Here is a 16640-nt window from a genome sequence, read left to right as displayed (position 1 = left end):
TTGAAGAAAAAATAATAGCACTGTACTCGAAGGGATTGTCCACAGCAGAATAGACCTTTATTAATGATTTAATGGTTTATTGTTGACGTTGATTTGCTATAAGGTTCCCATTTATTGTAATCTGATTTCATTATTACTATATCAACTCTTCTGTTTTTCCTTCTATTTTCTTCGCTAGTATTAGGAACGATAGGTTTGTATTGTCCATATCCTACAGCTATTAATCTTTCGGGATTTATGCCATCCTCTACTAAAACTTGAATAACATTGGTAGCCCTTGCCGCTGATAATTCCCAATTAGACTTATATTTTTCATTATTTATAGGTATATCATCAGTATATCCCTCTACTCTTATATAATTGGGAATTGTTTTTAAAACCTTTGATATATTATCAATTATTTTGCGGCTTTGAGGCAAAACATCTGCTGATCCTAAATTAAATAAAAGTGGTTCTTGCAGGCTTATTACAACACCTCTTTCGTCGCTATACAAAGTTATATATGAATCTAAATGATTGGATTTAATATAAGATTGTAATTTTTCTTCGATACTATTTTCACCGATATCGCTCTTTGGCTGTGTTTTAGTATTTTTGGTCACGATGTTATTATTAATTGGCAAACTGCTTGATTTATCTCCTATCACGTAATTAGAACCAAGACTGAGTCCTAAAGAATTTGCCAGTTGTACAAATTTATTAAGATTTATATTGCTAAGAGAATACATAACTATAAAAAATGTCATTAAAAGCGTAATTAAGTCAGAATATGTAAGAAGCCATCTTTCAAGATTATTTTTTTCCTCTGATGGATTATTTTTTTTATATGCCATACTTTATTACCTCTCATCGAATATATTTTCGTTTATGCCTGCTCTGTTTACACTTTCTTTAGTTTTTTTGTTGTTTTCTAAAAATACAAATAACTTTTCTTCGATGATTTTAGGATTTTCTCCCTGTTGTATTGACAAAATTCCTTCAGTTATAAGTTCTTTTTCTAATCTTTCTGATTCTGCTTTTTGCTTTAGTTTTTCTGCAATCGGTAACCAAAACAAATTTGCACTTGATACGCCATAAAGGGTTGCAATAAATGCTACTGCAATAGAAGGGCCCAGTTTATCTGGACTTGACAAATTACCCAACACATGAACAAGACCCATTACTGTACCGATTATACCCATAGTCGGAGCATATCCACCTGCTGACTGAAAAATACTTACTTCTTTTTTTACTTTTTGTTCAAATAAATACATATCTAAATCCATCATATTTTTGATTAAATTTATATCTAAGCCATCTATAACGAGTGTAAGTCCTCTTTTTAAAAAATTGTCCAAATCATTTCTTTTTAACTCTTCTTCTAAGCTTAAAAGACCTTCTTGCCGGGCTTTTTTTGCTAAAGATATAATAGTTTCAATTAACTCTGACATGTCTTTGTTTGTTTTTGTAAAAGATTTAATTAAAAGGCCCGGAATTTTCATAAAATCCTCTATTTTAAAAGATATCATAACAGCACCTATAGTGCCACCGAAAACAATTAAAGCAGCACTACCAACAATTAGTGAACCTACTTTTCCTCCTTCTATAATAAAAGCTAATATTAAGGACCCAAAACCTATGATTAATCCTAATAATGTAGATATATCCATCCTTTCCACTCCTCTTTTGTTTAAAGATCACTTTTTTGCTACTTTACTATCCCCGAAAGAACCAAACCAATCATCAAAATACCTACAATTAATCTATAGTACGCAAATGCCCTTAGCGAATGTTTCCCTAAGTACGTTAGGAATCTATCTACCACAATTAATGCGACTATAAATGACATAATAAAGCCTACTGTCAATGCTTCCCATTCAGTTGTTGTCATAGCCGCAATATTTTTTACTAACGAAAATCCTGTTGCAGCAATCATAGTTGGTATAGCCAAAAAGAATGAAAACTCTGCCGCTGCTCGAGTAGACAGACCTGCGATCATGCCCCCCATTATTGTAGATGCAGACCTAGACATGCCTGGAAATAATGAAAAGCATTGAGCAATACCTATTAAAAAAGATCTTTTTGTGTCAATTTCATCTATATTATCTATTTTGTAATTACTAAAAGCCCATTCGACGATCAACAGCATAAAGGCACCTACAATCATTGCAATTGCTACAGTAAAAGGCGAAAAAAGATACTTCTCTATATAATTATTTAATAATACTCCAATAAGAGCAGATGGAATAAATGCTATAACTATTTTATACCATAAATTATATCCCCACTCCCCAGGTTTTAAATTTTTAAGTGACTTCCCTATCTTTTTCCTGTAATAATATACTACGGCAAGAATAGCTCCTAATTGTATCACTATCTCAAACATTGTTTGAAATTTGCCTTTAAAATTTATAAGATTACCAACAATAATGAGGTGACCTGTTGATGATATAGGTAGAAACTCAGTGAGCCCTTCTACAATACCCATAATAAATGCTTTAAACAACATAATCATAATTGCTATATTCCCCTTTTCTATAAAATTCATCATTAATTTTACAGTATATACGTAAGCAATTCAAGTTAAAATTGTTTGAATTACTTGCAGTAATATGATGTGTGTTATAGAATAGTAAAAGGGGTGATTTTATGCAATATCCAAATGTATTAAATGATTTTTTGAATTATCTTTCAACAATAAGAGCTAAGTCGCCTAATACCGTTCAAGCCTATTTTTATGATCTTCAATTATTTTTAAGATATATGTTGTGGTATAAGAAATATAATTCCTCAAATAGTATAGACATTGAAAGTATTGATGTAAACGAAGTAGATTATGATTTTTTAAAAACTATAACTTTAAGCGATCTTTATGCATTTTTATCATATGTTACGAATAAACGAAATAATAGTGCGCGCGCTAGAGCAAGAAAGGTTGCCAGTCTTAGGGCATATTTTAAGTACTTAGTTAATAAAGCTCACGTTTTAGATAATGACCCGACTCGAGAACTAGAATCTCCAAAAATCAGTCAACGCCAACCCGTTTACCTAACGCTAGATGAAAGTAAGGAATTACTTAATAGCGTTGAAGGCCCTTATAAAGAGAGGGATAAAGCAATTCTCACTATTTTTTTAAATTGCGGCCTTCGTTTATCGGAGCTTGTTGGTATCAACCTCGAAGATATAAAAGATGATACATTAACCGTTATAGGAAAAGGAGATAAACAACGCACAGTCTACCTAAATAATGCATGTATTAAGGCATTAAAAGAATACATGAAAGTAAGACCGCAGGATGGCGTAAAAGATAAAAATGCACTATTTTTGAGCAGAAACAAGAGACGTATAAGCGCAAAAACTGTGCAGTATATAGTAAAAAAATATATCAAAGCAGCCGGCTTAAATACAAAGAAGTACTCCACACATAAATTGAGACATACAGCTGCTACCCTCATGTATAAATATGGTGACGTAGATATAAGAACTTTGCAACATCTTTTAGGTCATGCAAATATATCTACAACCCAAATTTATACCCATATTGATGATAAAAAAATAAGAGATGCTGTTAATAAAAATCCTCTCTCAAATGGTTAAGTGTGTTATAATTGTTATATAAAAAGAGTTTTTGAGGTGATCTTACTTTGGAAAAATTAACAGATAGACAGACTCAAATTTTAAATTATATAAAGCAATATCTCTACAAAAAAGGCTATCCACCCTCTGTTAGAGAGATATGTGAAGCGGTAGGCCTTAAATCAACTTCAACAGTACACGGCCATTTGGAAAGACTTGAGCGTAAAGGATATATAAAAAGAGATTCTACAAAACCCAGAGCAATAGAAATTGTTGATAATCTAAAAGAAAAAGCTGGTTTTGTAACAATACCATTGATAGGCAAAGTAACGGCTGGCGCTCCAATTTTAGCAGTAGAAAACGTTGAAACAGAGATACCTATACCGATTGAACTTATAAATGGTTACATTGATAAAGACAAATTTTATATATTGTCTGTTCAAGGAGATAGCATGATAAATGCAGGAATTCTAAATGGTGATTATATAATAGTAAAGCAACAAGCGACTGCCGATAATGGAGATATTGTCGTTGCAATGATCGGAGAAGAAGCGACAGTAAAGAGATTTTTTAAAGAAAAAAATAATATAAGGTTGCAACCAGAGAATCCCTCCATGCAACCCATTATTACAAACCAAGTAACTATATTAGGAAAAGTCGTAGGTTTATTCAGGAAGATTCAATAATTTTTTATTTAGCATTTCCTGAACTCCGTACAATATCCCTATTTTAGCCTGTTCGTATAGTAAACCTCCTTGAAGGTACACATAGTATGGTTCAACTAAAGGAGCATCAGCACTTAATTCTATAGAAGAACCTTGCACAAAGGTGCCCGCTGCCATTATAACTTTTTCATTATAACCCGGCATATCCCATGGTTCAGGTAGTATAAAAGAGTCAATTGGAGAGCCTTTTTGTATGCCCTGACAAAACGATATTAAACCTTCTTCATTTTTCATCTTTATTACTTGTATTATATCGGTTCTAAAATCATCCCATTTAGGATTAACTTCAAAACCTAATGTCTCAAATAATTTTGATGCAAATATTGCTGATTTTAAGGATTCAGCTACCACATGCGGGGCAAAGAATAAACCTTGAATAATTTCTCTATTAGTTCCTAACATTGAACCAACTTCTTTACCCGTGCCAGGAGTCGTCAATCTATATGAAGCCATCTCTACGTACTCTTTTTTCCCTGCGATATAACCACCAGATTTAACCAAACCTCCACCAGGATTCTTTATGAGAGAACCAGCAATTATATCGGCACCAACAGAAGTAGGTTCTTTATCTTCCACAAATTCGCCGTAGCAGTTATCGACAAAACAAACAATGTCCGATTTGATTTTTTTGACAAAATCAATGATGCGCTGAATTTCATTAATCCCAAGAGAAGGCCTCCAATTGTACCCTTTAGAACGCTGAATCATGACCAATCTTGTCTTCGAAGATATAGCATCTTTGATACCTTGGTAATTTACTTTTCCGTTAATCAAATCAACTTGCTTATAAGAAATACCAAATTCCTTTAGAGACCCTATATTAGATTTATTGCTTATACCTATAACATCTTCTAGAGTATCATACGGCTTACCGGTAATTGATATAATTTCATCTCCAGGTCGTAATATACCAAATAAACATATGGTTATAGCATGGGTTCCTGATACAATATGCGGCCTTACTAGAGCATCTTCAGCATCAAAGACCATTGAATAAAGCTTATCAATAACGTCGCGGCCCAAGTCACCATATCCGTAACCTGTACTTGAATAAAAGTGAGATTCACTTACTTTGTTTGCATGAAACGCATGTAATACCTTATATATATTATATTCTTTTATACTTTCAATTTTATGAAAACTACTTTTAATAGAATTTTCGACTTCTTTTGAGATTTCGATTAATTTTTCTGATATATCAAAATACCTTCGTATATCCACTTTAACTACTCCTTACTCTGTAATGTCTTCGGGCTGTATTAATATTAAATCATCTTTTTTTAAATTAGTTTTGTTTACAATCCTCATAGCATGTTTCCGTATTGATAGTTCAACAATATTTCTTACAGTTCTAGCATTGCCACTATCGTAAGAGTACTTATGACTTAAAATATGTAACAGTTTTTTTTTAGATAATTCGGCCAACTCATACTCCCTATCTTGAAACATCTTTAAAGCTATCTGCATTAACTCATCAAGAGTATAATCTGGAAAGTCTATTTGTATGGGGAATCGCGATTTCAATCCAGGATTTATTTCCATAAACCAATTCATCTCGTTGGTATAACCAGCAAGAATCAAAATAAATTCGTTCTTATGGTCTTCCATGGCTTTTACAAGAGTGTCAATAGCTTCCTTGCCAAAATCTCTATCCCCTCCTCGCGCCAACGAATACGCCTCATCAACAAATAAAATTCCACCTAATGCCTTTTTTATATTTTCTCTTACTTTTAAGGCCGTATGTCCTATATATTCACCTACCAAATCTGCTCTGTCTACCTCAACCACATGTCCCTTTTCCAATATGCCAATTTCCTTAAAAATCTTACCTAAAATCCGAGCGACAGTGGTTTTGCCTGTTCCGGGATTTCCTTTAAAAATCATATGAAGTACCAACGATTGATTCTTTAACCCCATTGATTTCCGTTTATTCTGTATTATACAAAAAGCCTTTATTTCATTTATAGTCTTTTTTACTACATCAAGGCCAATCAAATCATCAAGATTTAGGTCTGATTCTTCATACTTATTGGGTTTGTCATTATTGTCAAAGTTTTGAAATGCAGAAAAACCAAATCTGCCCAAATATCTCATAATGCCACCTCTTTACATATGAGATCACTGATAATTGTTATATGCAAAAAAGTGGCGTGTTGTTACATAAATTATTAAACCTCAACAGTGGCTTCTATGCCTAACAAATCTTTGTTTTTGTCTAAGACAGGTTTAATCATGTTTTCAATAAATTCTTCTACTTGTTCAGGTGCTCTCCCTATAAATTTTTCTGGAGAAATTAGGCTATCGAAATCATGTATTCTGAACTCCGGATCGCTTTTTATATTTTCAAGTAAATTATTGTTTAAACCATTTTTTATTCTTTTAGCAGCTTCCATAGAATACTGTCTTATTTTTTCATGGAGTTCTTGCCTATCGCCTCCGTTTTTTACACTTTCCATTAGTATTGCCTCTGTTGCCATAAATGGCAATTCTTCTTCTATATGCTTTGCTATAACTTTTTCATTGACCACTAAACCGCTAGCAATGTTTATATAGAGGGTAAGTATAGCATCAACAGCTAAAAATGCCTCCGGTATGGATATACGCCTATTTGCAGAATCATCTAGTGTCCTTTCAAACCATTGTTCTGCAGCAGTCAAATCAGGATTTAGCGAAAGAGTTATAACATATCGAGACAGCGAAGCCATTCTCTCACTTCTCATTGGGTTTCTCTTATACGCCATGGCAGAAGAACCTATCTGTTTTTCTTCGAAAGGCTCCTCAACCTCTCGCAAATGTTGTAAAAGCCTTATATCATTGCTAAATTTATGGGCACTCTGGGCTATACCGTTTAAAACCCAAAGAATCTGGCTATCCAATTTTCTCGTATATGTTTGACCTGAAACAGGAAATACTTCTTTAAACCCCATTTTCTCGGCTACGATAGCCTCCAATTTTTTTACTTTCTCATGATCATTATTAAACAATTCCATAAAACTTGCTTGTGTTCCTGTAGTTCCTTTTACACCAAGCAATTTCATGTTTGCTATTCTATATTCCAGGTCCTGATAATCCAATAGTAAATCTTGTAACCAAAGCGATGCCCTTTTGCCTACTGTTACTAATTGTGCCGGTTGAAAATGAGTAAAACCGAGAGTAGGTAAATTCTTATACTTTAATGCAAATTGCGTCAATACATTCATAGCGTTTATAAGTTTTTTCTTGATAATGTTAAGGCCATCTCTGTATATTATTATATCGGCATTATCTCCCACATAAGCGCTAGTAGCCCCAAGATGAATTATAGGTTTTGCCTTTGGACACTGCAAACCATACGCATAAACATGTGCCATAACATCATGTCTTACTTCTTTTTCTCTTGCTATAGCTACATCATAATTAATATCTTCTACATGAGCCTTTAATTCATCAATTTGTTCCTGAGTAATGTGTAATCCTAATTCCTTTTCACCTTCTGCTAATGCTACCCACAGTTTTCGCCAGGTAATAAACTTTTTCCTATCCGAAAAATTCTCTTTCATTTCCCTTGATGCATATCTTGTTATCAGCGGGTTTTGATAATATTCATGCAATGTTCACACCTCCGAACTAATAAATGCTTCAATTCTATCAAGGCCGTTTTTAATATTTTTAATAGAAGTAGCATAGGATAATCGTACAAAATCATCAGTACCAAATCCATCACCAGGAACCACTGCTACATTAGCTTTTTCTAATAATAATTTTGTTACGTCCTCAGAAGAATTTATTACATTTCCCTCAATAACCTTACCTTTTAGTTCTTGAATATTCATCATAATATAGAAAGCTCCATGAGGCATATTACATGAGAGATATTTTATATTGTTGATCCTTTGAACCATGTAATTCCTTCTCAGCTCAAATTCATCTCTCATCATATAAACATCATCTTTATTACCACGAAGTGCTGCTAAGCTGGCATATTGGGCGATAGAATTTGGATTAGAAGTAGCATGGCTCTGAATATTCGTCATTACTTTAATAACTTCTTCTGGCCCAGCGGCATAACCTATACGCCAACCTGTCATAGAGTAAGCTTTTGAAACTCCATTTACTACTATTGTATGATCCTTTACTTCACGGTCAAGCGATGCAATACTTATATGTTTTCTTCCGTCATATATTAATTCCTCATATATTTCATCAGATATGATATAAAAATCATGAGCAATCGCTAGTTTAGCGATCTCTTCAAGATCTTCCTGAGGGTATACGGCACCAGTAGGATTGTTAGGACTATTTATTATGATGGCTTTAGTTTTTGGAGATATTTTAGCTTTAAGGTCATCTAAATCTAATCTGAAATCCTTAGTATGGTCACACCTTACAAATACAGGTGTAGCATCCGCCATTTTAACTAATTCTGGATACGTAACCCAATAAGGTGTAGGTATCAAAACCTCATCGCCTGGATTACATAATGCCTGCATAGCATTATACAAGGAATGTTTAGCACCATTAGATACTAAAACTTGTGATGTCTTATATTCAAGATTATTATCAATTTTGAATTTATTTATAATAGCTTCTTTCAATTCGGGAATACCAGAAACAGGTGTATATTTAGTACGCCCATCTTTTATTGCTTTTATAGCAGCTTCTTTTATATAGTCAGGTGTATCAAAATCGGGTTCACCAGCACCAAAACCAATGACGTTTACACCTTTCGCTTTTAGCTGATTAGCAAGAGCAGTAATAGCTAAAGTAGAGGATTCAGAAATATTTAAGGATTTTCTAGATAATATCATAACTTATTTTTCACTCCTTTTCACTCATTGATTTTAATAATCCAATCGCATCATAAGGAATAGTTGCGCTACCTATTGTTACATTTAAATTGTCATCAATGCCATGAAAATCTGATCCACCTGTTATTATCAGATCATACCATTTTGCTATATTTATAATATCCTTTATTTGCTCAGAATCATGTTTTGTATGATAAACTTCCACGCCTTTCAAACCAGCTTTTACCAACTCCTCTATAATGTCATATGATTTTAATAAACCGGGGTGTGCTAGCACTGGTACTCCTCCACTCTTTTTTATGATATTTATAGCATCATAAGGCGACAATTTTGTCCTGGGTATATACGCAGGGCAACCTCTTCCAAGGTACTTTTCGAATGCTTCTTTGACAGAACTAACATAACCATAATGCAAAAGCGCTTTAGCTATGTGAGGTCTTCCGATATACTTACCTCCCCATTCTTTAACGTCTTTTAGGCTTATGTAAAGGCCTATATCGTTTAATATCTTTACAATTTTTTGTGCTCTTTCTTCTCGGCGCCGTATTAAATCTGCAAGTGTTTTTATTAATCTTGCATCTTTATAGTTAATATAATAACCTAAAATATGAACATCTTCAAGGTCTATTTCAGAATTTATTTCTATTCCAGGTATAACCTCTACACCATAAATATTAGAAGCTTTTATAGCTTCTTCTATACCATCAATGGTATCATGATCTGTTATAGCAATCGCATCTATATCGTTTTTTGAAGCCAATTTAACAACTTCAGTAGGACTTAAAACTCCATCAGAAGCATTTGTGTGTATGTGTAAATCTGCTTTCTTCATATACCATATCTCCTCATTCTTTATAATATAAAAATAAAAAATTTAACCTGCTTTATCAAGCAGGTTAACGTTTTTTTACCTTGGTTCTACAATTAACTTTATAGCGGTTCTTTCCTCCCCATCTATTTCTATATCTGTAAAGGCTGGTATGCATACGAGATCAATTCCTCCTGGTGCTACAAAGCCTCTTGCTATTGCAACCGCTTTCACGGCCTGATTAAGCGCACCTGCCCCAATAGCCTGGAGCTCCGCCTCCCCTTTTTCTCTTAAAACACCGGCTAATGCTCCTGCTACGGCATTTGGACTAGATTTTGCTGATACTTTTAACACTTCCATTAGAAATTGCCCCCCTCATTAACTTATATAATAAATATTCTATACATCTTTTATAAATCCTGCTTATTTTAAATTATTTTTTATTCAGACACCCAATGCCGCATATATAGTATAAACAAAACTTTGCTGTATTCATCAAGATGGATGAAATAAATTATAGAGTTGTGCTTGATTAAATGAGCACAACTCTATAATTCTTGCTGTTATTTGGCGTATTCGATTGCTCTTACTTCTCTTATTACATTAACTTTTATCTGACCGGGATACTCTAATTCGCTTTCAATCTTTTTAACAATATCCCTTGCAATCAGTACTACCATATTATCATCTACCTCATCTGGTTTTACTATTATTCTTATTTCTCTTCCTGCCTGAATTGCATAAGCTTTATCTACGCCAGGAAATGAATTAGCAATCTCTTCTAATTTTTCTAATCTCTTTATATAAGCTTCTAATGTTTCACGCCTTGCACCAGGTCTTGCTGCTGAAATAGCATCTGCTGCCTGCACTAAGATTGCTTCGATAGTTTTAGGTTCTACATCATTGTGATGTGCTTCTATTGCGTGAATGACAGCTGGAGACTCATGATATCTTTTGGCCAACTCAGTACTTAGTGCTACATGAGAACCTTCCATTTCATGGTCCACTGCCTTGCCTATATCGTGAAGTAAACCTGCCCGTTTTGCTAGATTAGCATCAACTCCTAACTCAGCAGCCATTAAACCAGCTAATTGAGCTACCTCTATAGAATGCTTTAGAACATTTTGTCCATAACTTGTCCTATATTTAAGCTTTCCTAATAATTTAACTAATTCAGGATGTATTCCGTGAAGTCCAACTTCAAATACTGCTTGTTCTCCTTCTTCTCGTATAGTTATTTCAATTTCTTTTTTTGCTTTTTCAACCATTTCTTCTATTCTTGCTGGATGGATTCTTCCATCTGCAATTAACTTTTCCAATGCAATCCTAGCTATTTCTCGTCTTACAGGATCAAATCCAGATAGAATCACTGCCTCAGGAGTATCATCTATAATAAGATCTATACCTGTAAGGGTCTCCAGGGCTCTTATATTTCTTCCCTCTCGTCCAATGATTCTGCCTTTCATTTCGTCATTAGGAAGATTTACCACTGATACAGTAGTTTCAGCTGCATGATCTACCGCACATCTCTGTATAGCAGATGCTATAATTTCTCTCGCTTTTTTTTCAGCTTCTTCTTTGGCTTTTTGTTCAATATCTTTTATCATAATTGCTGCATCGTGTTTCACATCATTTTCAATTTCTTTTAGCAACAAGTTTTTTGCTTCTTCCGTCGTCAGCTGAGAGATCCTTTCCAATTCCTGAATTTCTTTTTTATACAATTCTTCAATTTCACTTTGCAATCTTTCTATTTCTTTAGTTTTCTTATTTAGAGCATCATCTTTCAACTCTAACTGCATGCTTTTTCGATCAAGAGCCTCTTCTCGCTGAATTAATCGTTTTTCAAAGCGTTGAAGTTCAGCTCGACGATCTCTGATTTCTCTTTCTAGTTCATTCCTTTGTCTATGGATTTCTTCTTTTGCTTCTAAGAGCATTTCTCTTTGCTTTGCTTGGGCATTTTTCCCGGCTTCATCAATTATTCGTTTAGCTTCTTCTTCAGCATTTCTTATCTTAGATTCGGCAATATACTTTCTTATATAATAACCTAGAATAAAGGCTATTATTCCAACTGCAATTATTAATACCATCGTTATTACGTCGTTTATATCATAACACCTCCTCATATAATGGCATATAATCATATTTTACTCTATTAGGAAACCTATGTCAAGTTGCCTCTTTAAGCACTTTTTTTATATTTTCATATTGAAATCCTTTACGCAATAGATAATTAATAATTTTGTGTTCGTCTCTATACCTTTCCCATAATGACTTTTTATTCAACAATTTGAAAATAATTTCGTTTTCGTCATAATCTATTAGATATTTGGTGATAATATGTTTATCTACACCTTTTTGCATTAATTCGTAATATATTTGTTTCATACTTTTTAACTTTTCTTTACTATATTCAATATAATGTTTACAATATTCTTCATCGTCGATATAGTTATAAGCACATAACATCGAAATGCATTGGTCTATAACTTCACTATCGTATAAATGCTTTTTTAGATAATCTACCATTTCTCGCTTTGTTCTCATCCTGTGCATTAAGTATCGCAGAGACAAATCAAAAATCTCTTTTAAACAATCCTCCATTTTAAACACCACATTTATTCAGGCTGGATGTCAATAATTTCATCTTCTGAAGACGTCTTGTTTTTAGAATAGGCTAGATTAAAGTTTTCCCGTATCTTCTGTTCAATTTCATCGGCTATCTCAGGATTATCTTTTAGAAATTGTTTAGCATTTTCTCTGCCTTGACCTAGCTTTATATCACCGTAAGAAAACCATGCTCCACTTTTATTAATCAGATCAATATTCACGCCTATATCCAGAATATCGCCCTCTCTTGAGATACCTTCTCCGTATATAATATCACACTCTGCCACCTTAAAAGGAGGCGCAACTTTATTTTTGACCACTTTAATCTTTGTCCTATTACCGACTACCTCGGTGCCTTGTTTAACCGAATCTACTTTCCTAACATCAAGTCTTATCGACGCATAAAACTTTAGAGCTCTGCCTCCTGGAGTTGTCTCTGGGTTGCCGAACATTACACCAACTTTTTCTCTTAATTGATTGATGAAGATAACTACACATTTGGTTTTGCTTATATTTCCTGCCAATTTTCTTAAAGCCTGGGACATAAGTCTTGCCTGAAGACCTACGTGAGAATCTCCCATATCGCCATCTATCTCTGCTTTTGGAACTAATGCTGCTACGGAGTCTATAACGATTACGTCGACAGCACCACTTCTTACTAATTCATCAGCTATTTGCAATGCCTGTTCGCCAGTATCAGGTTGTGATACAAGGAGATCCTCTATATTTACACCGATTTTTTGAGCATAGTAGGGGTCTAATGCGTGTTCCGCGTCAATAAATGCGGCTATACCTCCACGTTTTTGTGCTTGTGCTATAATATGTAGCGCAATGGTAGTTTTACCAGATGACTCAGGGCCAAATATCTCTACAATTCGCCCACGGGGGATCCCACCGACTCCTAATGCTATATCCAGATCCAGGCTCCCCGTAGGTATAACCTCTACATTTAACCTTGAGCGATCGTCTCCTAACCGCATTATGGAACCTTTGCCAAACTGCCTCTCAATGGAATTAATAGCAATTTCCAATGCTTTTTGTTTATTATCCATCATGTTAATACACCCTTTCTCAATCTATTTAATCAAATAACGTCTTACCATATCTAATGCATACATTGACGCTAAATTCTTATTTTTTAGTCTATTACCATTAAAATTATACTTATTACAAATAACATTCTTGTCTTCAGCCAACGCAATATATACAAGTCCAACAGGTTTTTCCGCTGTTCCCCCATCAGGACCAGCAATGCCTGTTACCGACAGACCCAAATCGGTTTTACCTATTTGTCTTATTCTCTGGGCCATTTGGATAGCAGTTTCCTCGCTCACAGCACCCTTTTCTTTTAAAACTTCACTGTTTACATTGAGTACATCTACTTTTGCTTCGTTACTGTATACTACAGTACCGAGCTTAAATACTGATGAAATTCCAGGTATGTTCGTAAGTTTATGAGCTATAAGTCCTCCTGTACAGGATTCAGCTACAGATATAGTAATACCTTTTTTAATCAATAATTGGCCAACGATAGATTCAAGAGAATCATCGTCAATACCATAGATGTAATCTCCTAAAATATCTCTTATGTGTTCTTCCATATCCTGTATCATTTTATCAATAATTGCTTCTTCCTTGCCTTTTGCAGTTATTCTTAAGGTAACTTCACCTTCTTTTGCCAGAGGAGCAATGGTAGGATTGGTTTGATTTATAATGATTTCTTTTATCATGTCCTCGACTTGCGATTCTCCTATGCCAAAAATCCTAAGCACTCTTGATTTTATCATATAACCGCTTTTTGCTATAAGATAAGGAATCACGCTTTCTTTAAACATGGGTACAAGCTCATTAGGTGGACCAGGAAGAATTATTATAATTTTGTTGCACTTTTCTAAAATAGCTCCCATTGCTGTACCATTATTATTAGGTAAAAGGATAGAACCCTCCGGGAAATAAGCTTGCCTGTAATTATTTTGAGTTATTTTTTTGCCTTTAAAGTATCTCTGTAAATGTTCATAAGCTTCTTGATATTCAACCATTTTGAGGCCTAAAAAATCAGCTATTGTCTCCTTTGTAAGATCATCTAAAGTTGGGCCCAATCCTCCTGATGTTATTATAATATCAGAACGATTCCAGGCAATCCTGAGACATTCTTTTAACCTTTCACTATTATCTCCCACAGCTGTATGGAAATAAACATCAATACCAATAGGCGCTAATTCCTGTGAAATGTACTGGGCATCTGTATTAGCAATCTGGCCTAATAATAACTCAGTGCCTACTGAAATAATTTCACATTTCATTATTACTACCTCCCATATCTTTGATAACATAGCCGTACTTATAAAAGTAAACAAAGCCAGAAAATACCGTTATTATTACTGTAATATACAGGATTATAGTGGCAAAAGGCAGCTTTAATAACAACGCTGTTACTGCAATTAATTGAATTATCATCTTAATCTTTCCTATATGATTTGCAGAAATAATAACATTTTCAATTGAAGCCAACGATCTCAATCCTGTGACGGCAAATTCTCTGCCTATAATTATAATCGCAGCCCAAGCGGGTACACTTCCCATTTCTACCAGTGATACCAAAGCAGTTGTTATAAGCAACTTATCAGCTAGGGGGTCCATCAGTTTTCCAAATTTAGTAGTCTGATTTATTCGCCTAGCGATATAGCCGTCAAAGAGATCCGTCAATGATGCAACAATGAAGATTATTGTAGCGATAATTGCACTGTATTTAAACCTTGTTAAAGCAAACAACATAAAAAAAGGTAGTAGAAAAATTCGGAGTAAAGTTAATTTATTAGCTATATTCATTCAACAATTTCCCCCAAAATATCATAGTCATACGCCTTCTTTATTAGCACTCGAGCAAAATCGCCTGAGATGAATTTGTCCGACTTTATATATACAATACCATCTATTTCTGGTGCATAGTGGTAAGTTCGTCCAATATAATAGCTACCCTTCTTCCCTTCTATCAATACATCAAATATCTTGCCTACCTTTTGTTGATTAAGCTGCCTTGCTATATTATTTTGTAGTTTCATGATAACATCTCTACGCTCTTTTTTGACTCTTTCTGGTATTTGACCTGGCAATTTAGCCGCAGGAGTACCTTCCTCTCGGGAATATTCAAAAACGCCTAGATGGTCAAATTTGCTTTCTTCAACAAATGAAACCAACTCATTAAATTGTTCCTGGGTTTCACCGGGGAAACCTACAATTAATGATGTTCTTAATACCACACCAGGTATTTTTGTACGGAGCTTATCTATGAGATTGTATATTTCCTTTTTTGATGTATGGCGGCCCATCTTTCTTAGTATTTCATCACTAATATGCTGTATAGGCATGTCAATATATTTACATACTTTATCGTTGGTCGCTATAGCATCAATTAATTGATCACTAATGGCTTCAGGATAGCAATATAAAATCCTTATCCACTTTAAACCATCTATTTCTGAGAGATTATATAAGAGATCGCTTAGCATAAAGCGGCCTTTATCTATGCCATATCTCGTAGTATCTTGAGCTATAAGTATGATTTCTTTTACACCATTTTCCACTATTGCCTTAACCTCACGATTTATATCGGCTATATCTCTACTTCTATACCTTCCTCTAAGCGAAGGTATCACACAGTAGGTACATCTGTTATTACAGCCGTCAGCGATCTTAACATAAGCATATTTGCCCGAATTGCTAATAATTCTTGGCAAATTTTCACTAAACACTTTATTTTGATGTCCATAAATTTTTGTCTTTTTACCTTGGAGTGAATTATTTACTACTTCTACTATCTCTTCAAAGTCACCTGTTCCTACTAGAGCATCAATCTCGGGTATTTCTTTCATTAATTTATCTCTGTATCTTTCAGATAAGCATCCAGTGACGACCAAGACTTTACATACACCATTTTTCTTAAACTCAGCCATTTCAAGTATAGTTTCAATCGATTCTTCTTTAGCTTTATTGATAAAAGCACATGTATTTACTATTAAAACATCAGCTTCTTCTGCTTTGTTTGTAATTGAAAAATCAGCTGCTTTTAAAAGGCCGATCATAGTTTCAGAATCGACTAAATTTTTGGCACAACCTAAAGAGATTACTCCGACTTTTGGCAATAAATAGCCTCCTTCC

Annotated in this window: 17 protein-coding genes; 2 read left to right on the top strand and 15 right to left on the bottom strand. The window is 34.1% G+C overall.

What is annotated here, in order from left to right; all coding sequences use genetic code 11:
• Positions 1-68: 68 nt before the first annotated feature.
• From BUB87_RS05900 to BUB87_RS05890, 3 genes are read right to left on the bottom strand one after another with little or no spacing between them, the layout of a single operon-like run.
• On the bottom strand, positions 69-833 hold the full coding sequence (locus tag BUB87_RS05900; protein WP_073342753.1) for an OmpA/MotB family protein: 765 nt from the start codon (positions 831-833) through the stop codon (positions 69-71).
• 6 nt (positions 834-839) lie between these two features.
• Positions 840-1649, bottom strand: a complete 810-nt coding sequence (locus tag BUB87_RS05895) for a flagellar motor protein (protein WP_073342751.1) — start codon at positions 1647-1649, stop codon at positions 840-842.
• Between the two features lie 38 nt (positions 1650-1687).
• On the bottom strand, positions 1688-2494 hold the full coding sequence (locus tag BUB87_RS05890) for an undecaprenyl-diphosphate phosphatase (RefSeq protein ID WP_073342747.1): 807 nt from the start codon (positions 2492-2494) through the stop codon (positions 1688-1690).
• Positions 2495-2628: 134 nt separating this feature from the next.
• Here BUB87_RS05890 and BUB87_RS05885 point away from each other — a divergent pair, with 134 nt between their 5' ends.
• Positions 2629-3576, top strand: coding sequence for a tyrosine recombinase XerC (locus BUB87_RS05885; RefSeq protein ID WP_073342745.1), 948 nt, complete (start codon positions 2629-2631; stop codon positions 3574-3576).
• A 47-nt stretch (positions 3577-3623) separates the two neighbouring features.
• Positions 3624-4241, top strand: coding sequence for a transcriptional repressor LexA (gene lexA, locus BUB87_RS05880; RefSeq protein ID WP_073342742.1), 618 nt, complete (start codon positions 3624-3626; stop codon positions 4239-4241).
• On the opposite strand, the gene BUB87_RS05875 is transcribed toward lexA, so the two are convergent.
• The 12 genes from BUB87_RS05875 to rimO all read right to left on the bottom strand — a co-directional run bounded on the left by BUB87_RS05875 (position 4221) and on the right by rimO (position 16624).
• Positions 4221-5501, bottom strand: a complete 1281-nt coding sequence (locus BUB87_RS05875) for a methionine gamma-lyase family protein (RefSeq protein ID WP_073342739.1) — start codon at positions 5499-5501, stop codon at positions 4221-4223. The two genes, lexA and BUB87_RS05875, sit on opposite strands and share 21 nt — an antisense overlap.
• Before the next feature lie 12 nt (positions 5502-5513).
• Entirely contained in the window at positions 5514-6374 is an 861-nt protein-coding gene (locus BUB87_RS05870) for an AAA family ATPase (protein ID WP_073342737.1), read from the bottom strand.
• Positions 6375-6448: 74 nt separating this feature from the next.
• Positions 6449-7870 (bottom strand): adenylosuccinate lyase, encoded by a 1422-nt coding sequence (purB, locus tag BUB87_RS05865; RefSeq protein WP_073342734.1) that lies wholly within the window; start codon positions 7868-7870, stop codon positions 6449-6451.
• A 3-nt stretch (positions 7871-7873) separates the two neighbouring features.
• Positions 7874-9067, bottom strand: a complete 1194-nt coding sequence (locus tag BUB87_RS05860; RefSeq protein WP_073342731.1) for a pyridoxal phosphate-dependent aminotransferase — start codon at positions 9065-9067, stop codon at positions 7874-7876.
• A 10-nt stretch (positions 9068-9077) separates the two neighbouring features.
• Positions 9078-9899, bottom strand: a complete 822-nt coding sequence (locus BUB87_RS05855; protein WP_073342729.1) for a PHP domain-containing protein — start codon at positions 9897-9899, stop codon at positions 9078-9080.
• A gap of 75 nt (positions 9900-9974) precedes the next feature.
• Entirely contained in the window at positions 9975-10235 is a 261-nt protein-coding gene (locus BUB87_RS05850; protein ID WP_073342726.1) for a stage V sporulation protein S, read from the bottom strand.
• Between the two features lie 203 nt (positions 10236-10438).
• The gene (rny, locus tag BUB87_RS05845) at positions 10439-11998 is read right to left on the bottom strand and encodes a ribonuclease Y (RefSeq protein WP_073342797.1); all 1560 of its coding nucleotides are present in this window, start codon (positions 11996-11998) and stop codon (positions 10439-10441) included.
• A gap of 43 nt (positions 11999-12041) precedes the next feature.
• Positions 12042-12476 (bottom strand): regulatory protein RecX, encoded by a 435-nt coding sequence (locus BUB87_RS05840; RefSeq protein WP_073342724.1) that lies wholly within the window; start codon positions 12474-12476, stop codon positions 12042-12044.
• 14 nt (positions 12477-12490) lie between these two features.
• Complete coding sequence (recA, locus tag BUB87_RS05835; RefSeq protein ID WP_073342794.1) at positions 12491-13534, bottom strand: recombinase RecA; 1044 nt, start codon at positions 13532-13534, stop codon at positions 12491-12493.
• A gap of 24 nt (positions 13535-13558) precedes the next feature.
• Positions 13559-14785: a competence/damage-inducible protein A gene (locus BUB87_RS05830; RefSeq protein ID WP_073342721.1), complete on the bottom strand. Its 1227-nt coding sequence runs from the start codon at positions 14783-14785 to the stop codon at positions 13559-13561.
• Positions 14775-15311, bottom strand: a complete 537-nt coding sequence (pgsA, locus tag BUB87_RS05825; RefSeq protein WP_073342719.1) for a CDP-diacylglycerol--glycerol-3-phosphate 3-phosphatidyltransferase — start codon at positions 15309-15311, stop codon at positions 14775-14777. The genes BUB87_RS05830 and pgsA overlap by 11 nt, the downstream gene beginning before the upstream one ends.
• The gene (gene rimO / locus BUB87_RS05820; RefSeq protein WP_073342716.1) at positions 15308-16624 is read right to left on the bottom strand and encodes a 30S ribosomal protein S12 methylthiotransferase RimO; all 1317 of its coding nucleotides are present in this window, start codon (positions 16622-16624) and stop codon (positions 15308-15310) included. Before rimO ends, pgsA begins: the two co-directional genes overlap by 4 nt.
• Positions 16625-16640 lie beyond the last annotated feature (16 nt).

It is taken from the genome of Caldanaerobius fijiensis DSM 17918, from assembly GCF_900129075.1.
Lineage (GTDB): Bacteria > Bacillota > Thermoanaerobacteria > Thermoanaerobacterales > Caldanaerobiaceae > Caldanaerobius > Caldanaerobius fijiensis.
The sequence above is the reverse complement of the archived record's forward strand: the minus strand, read 5'-3'. Positions and strand labels throughout refer to the sequence as shown.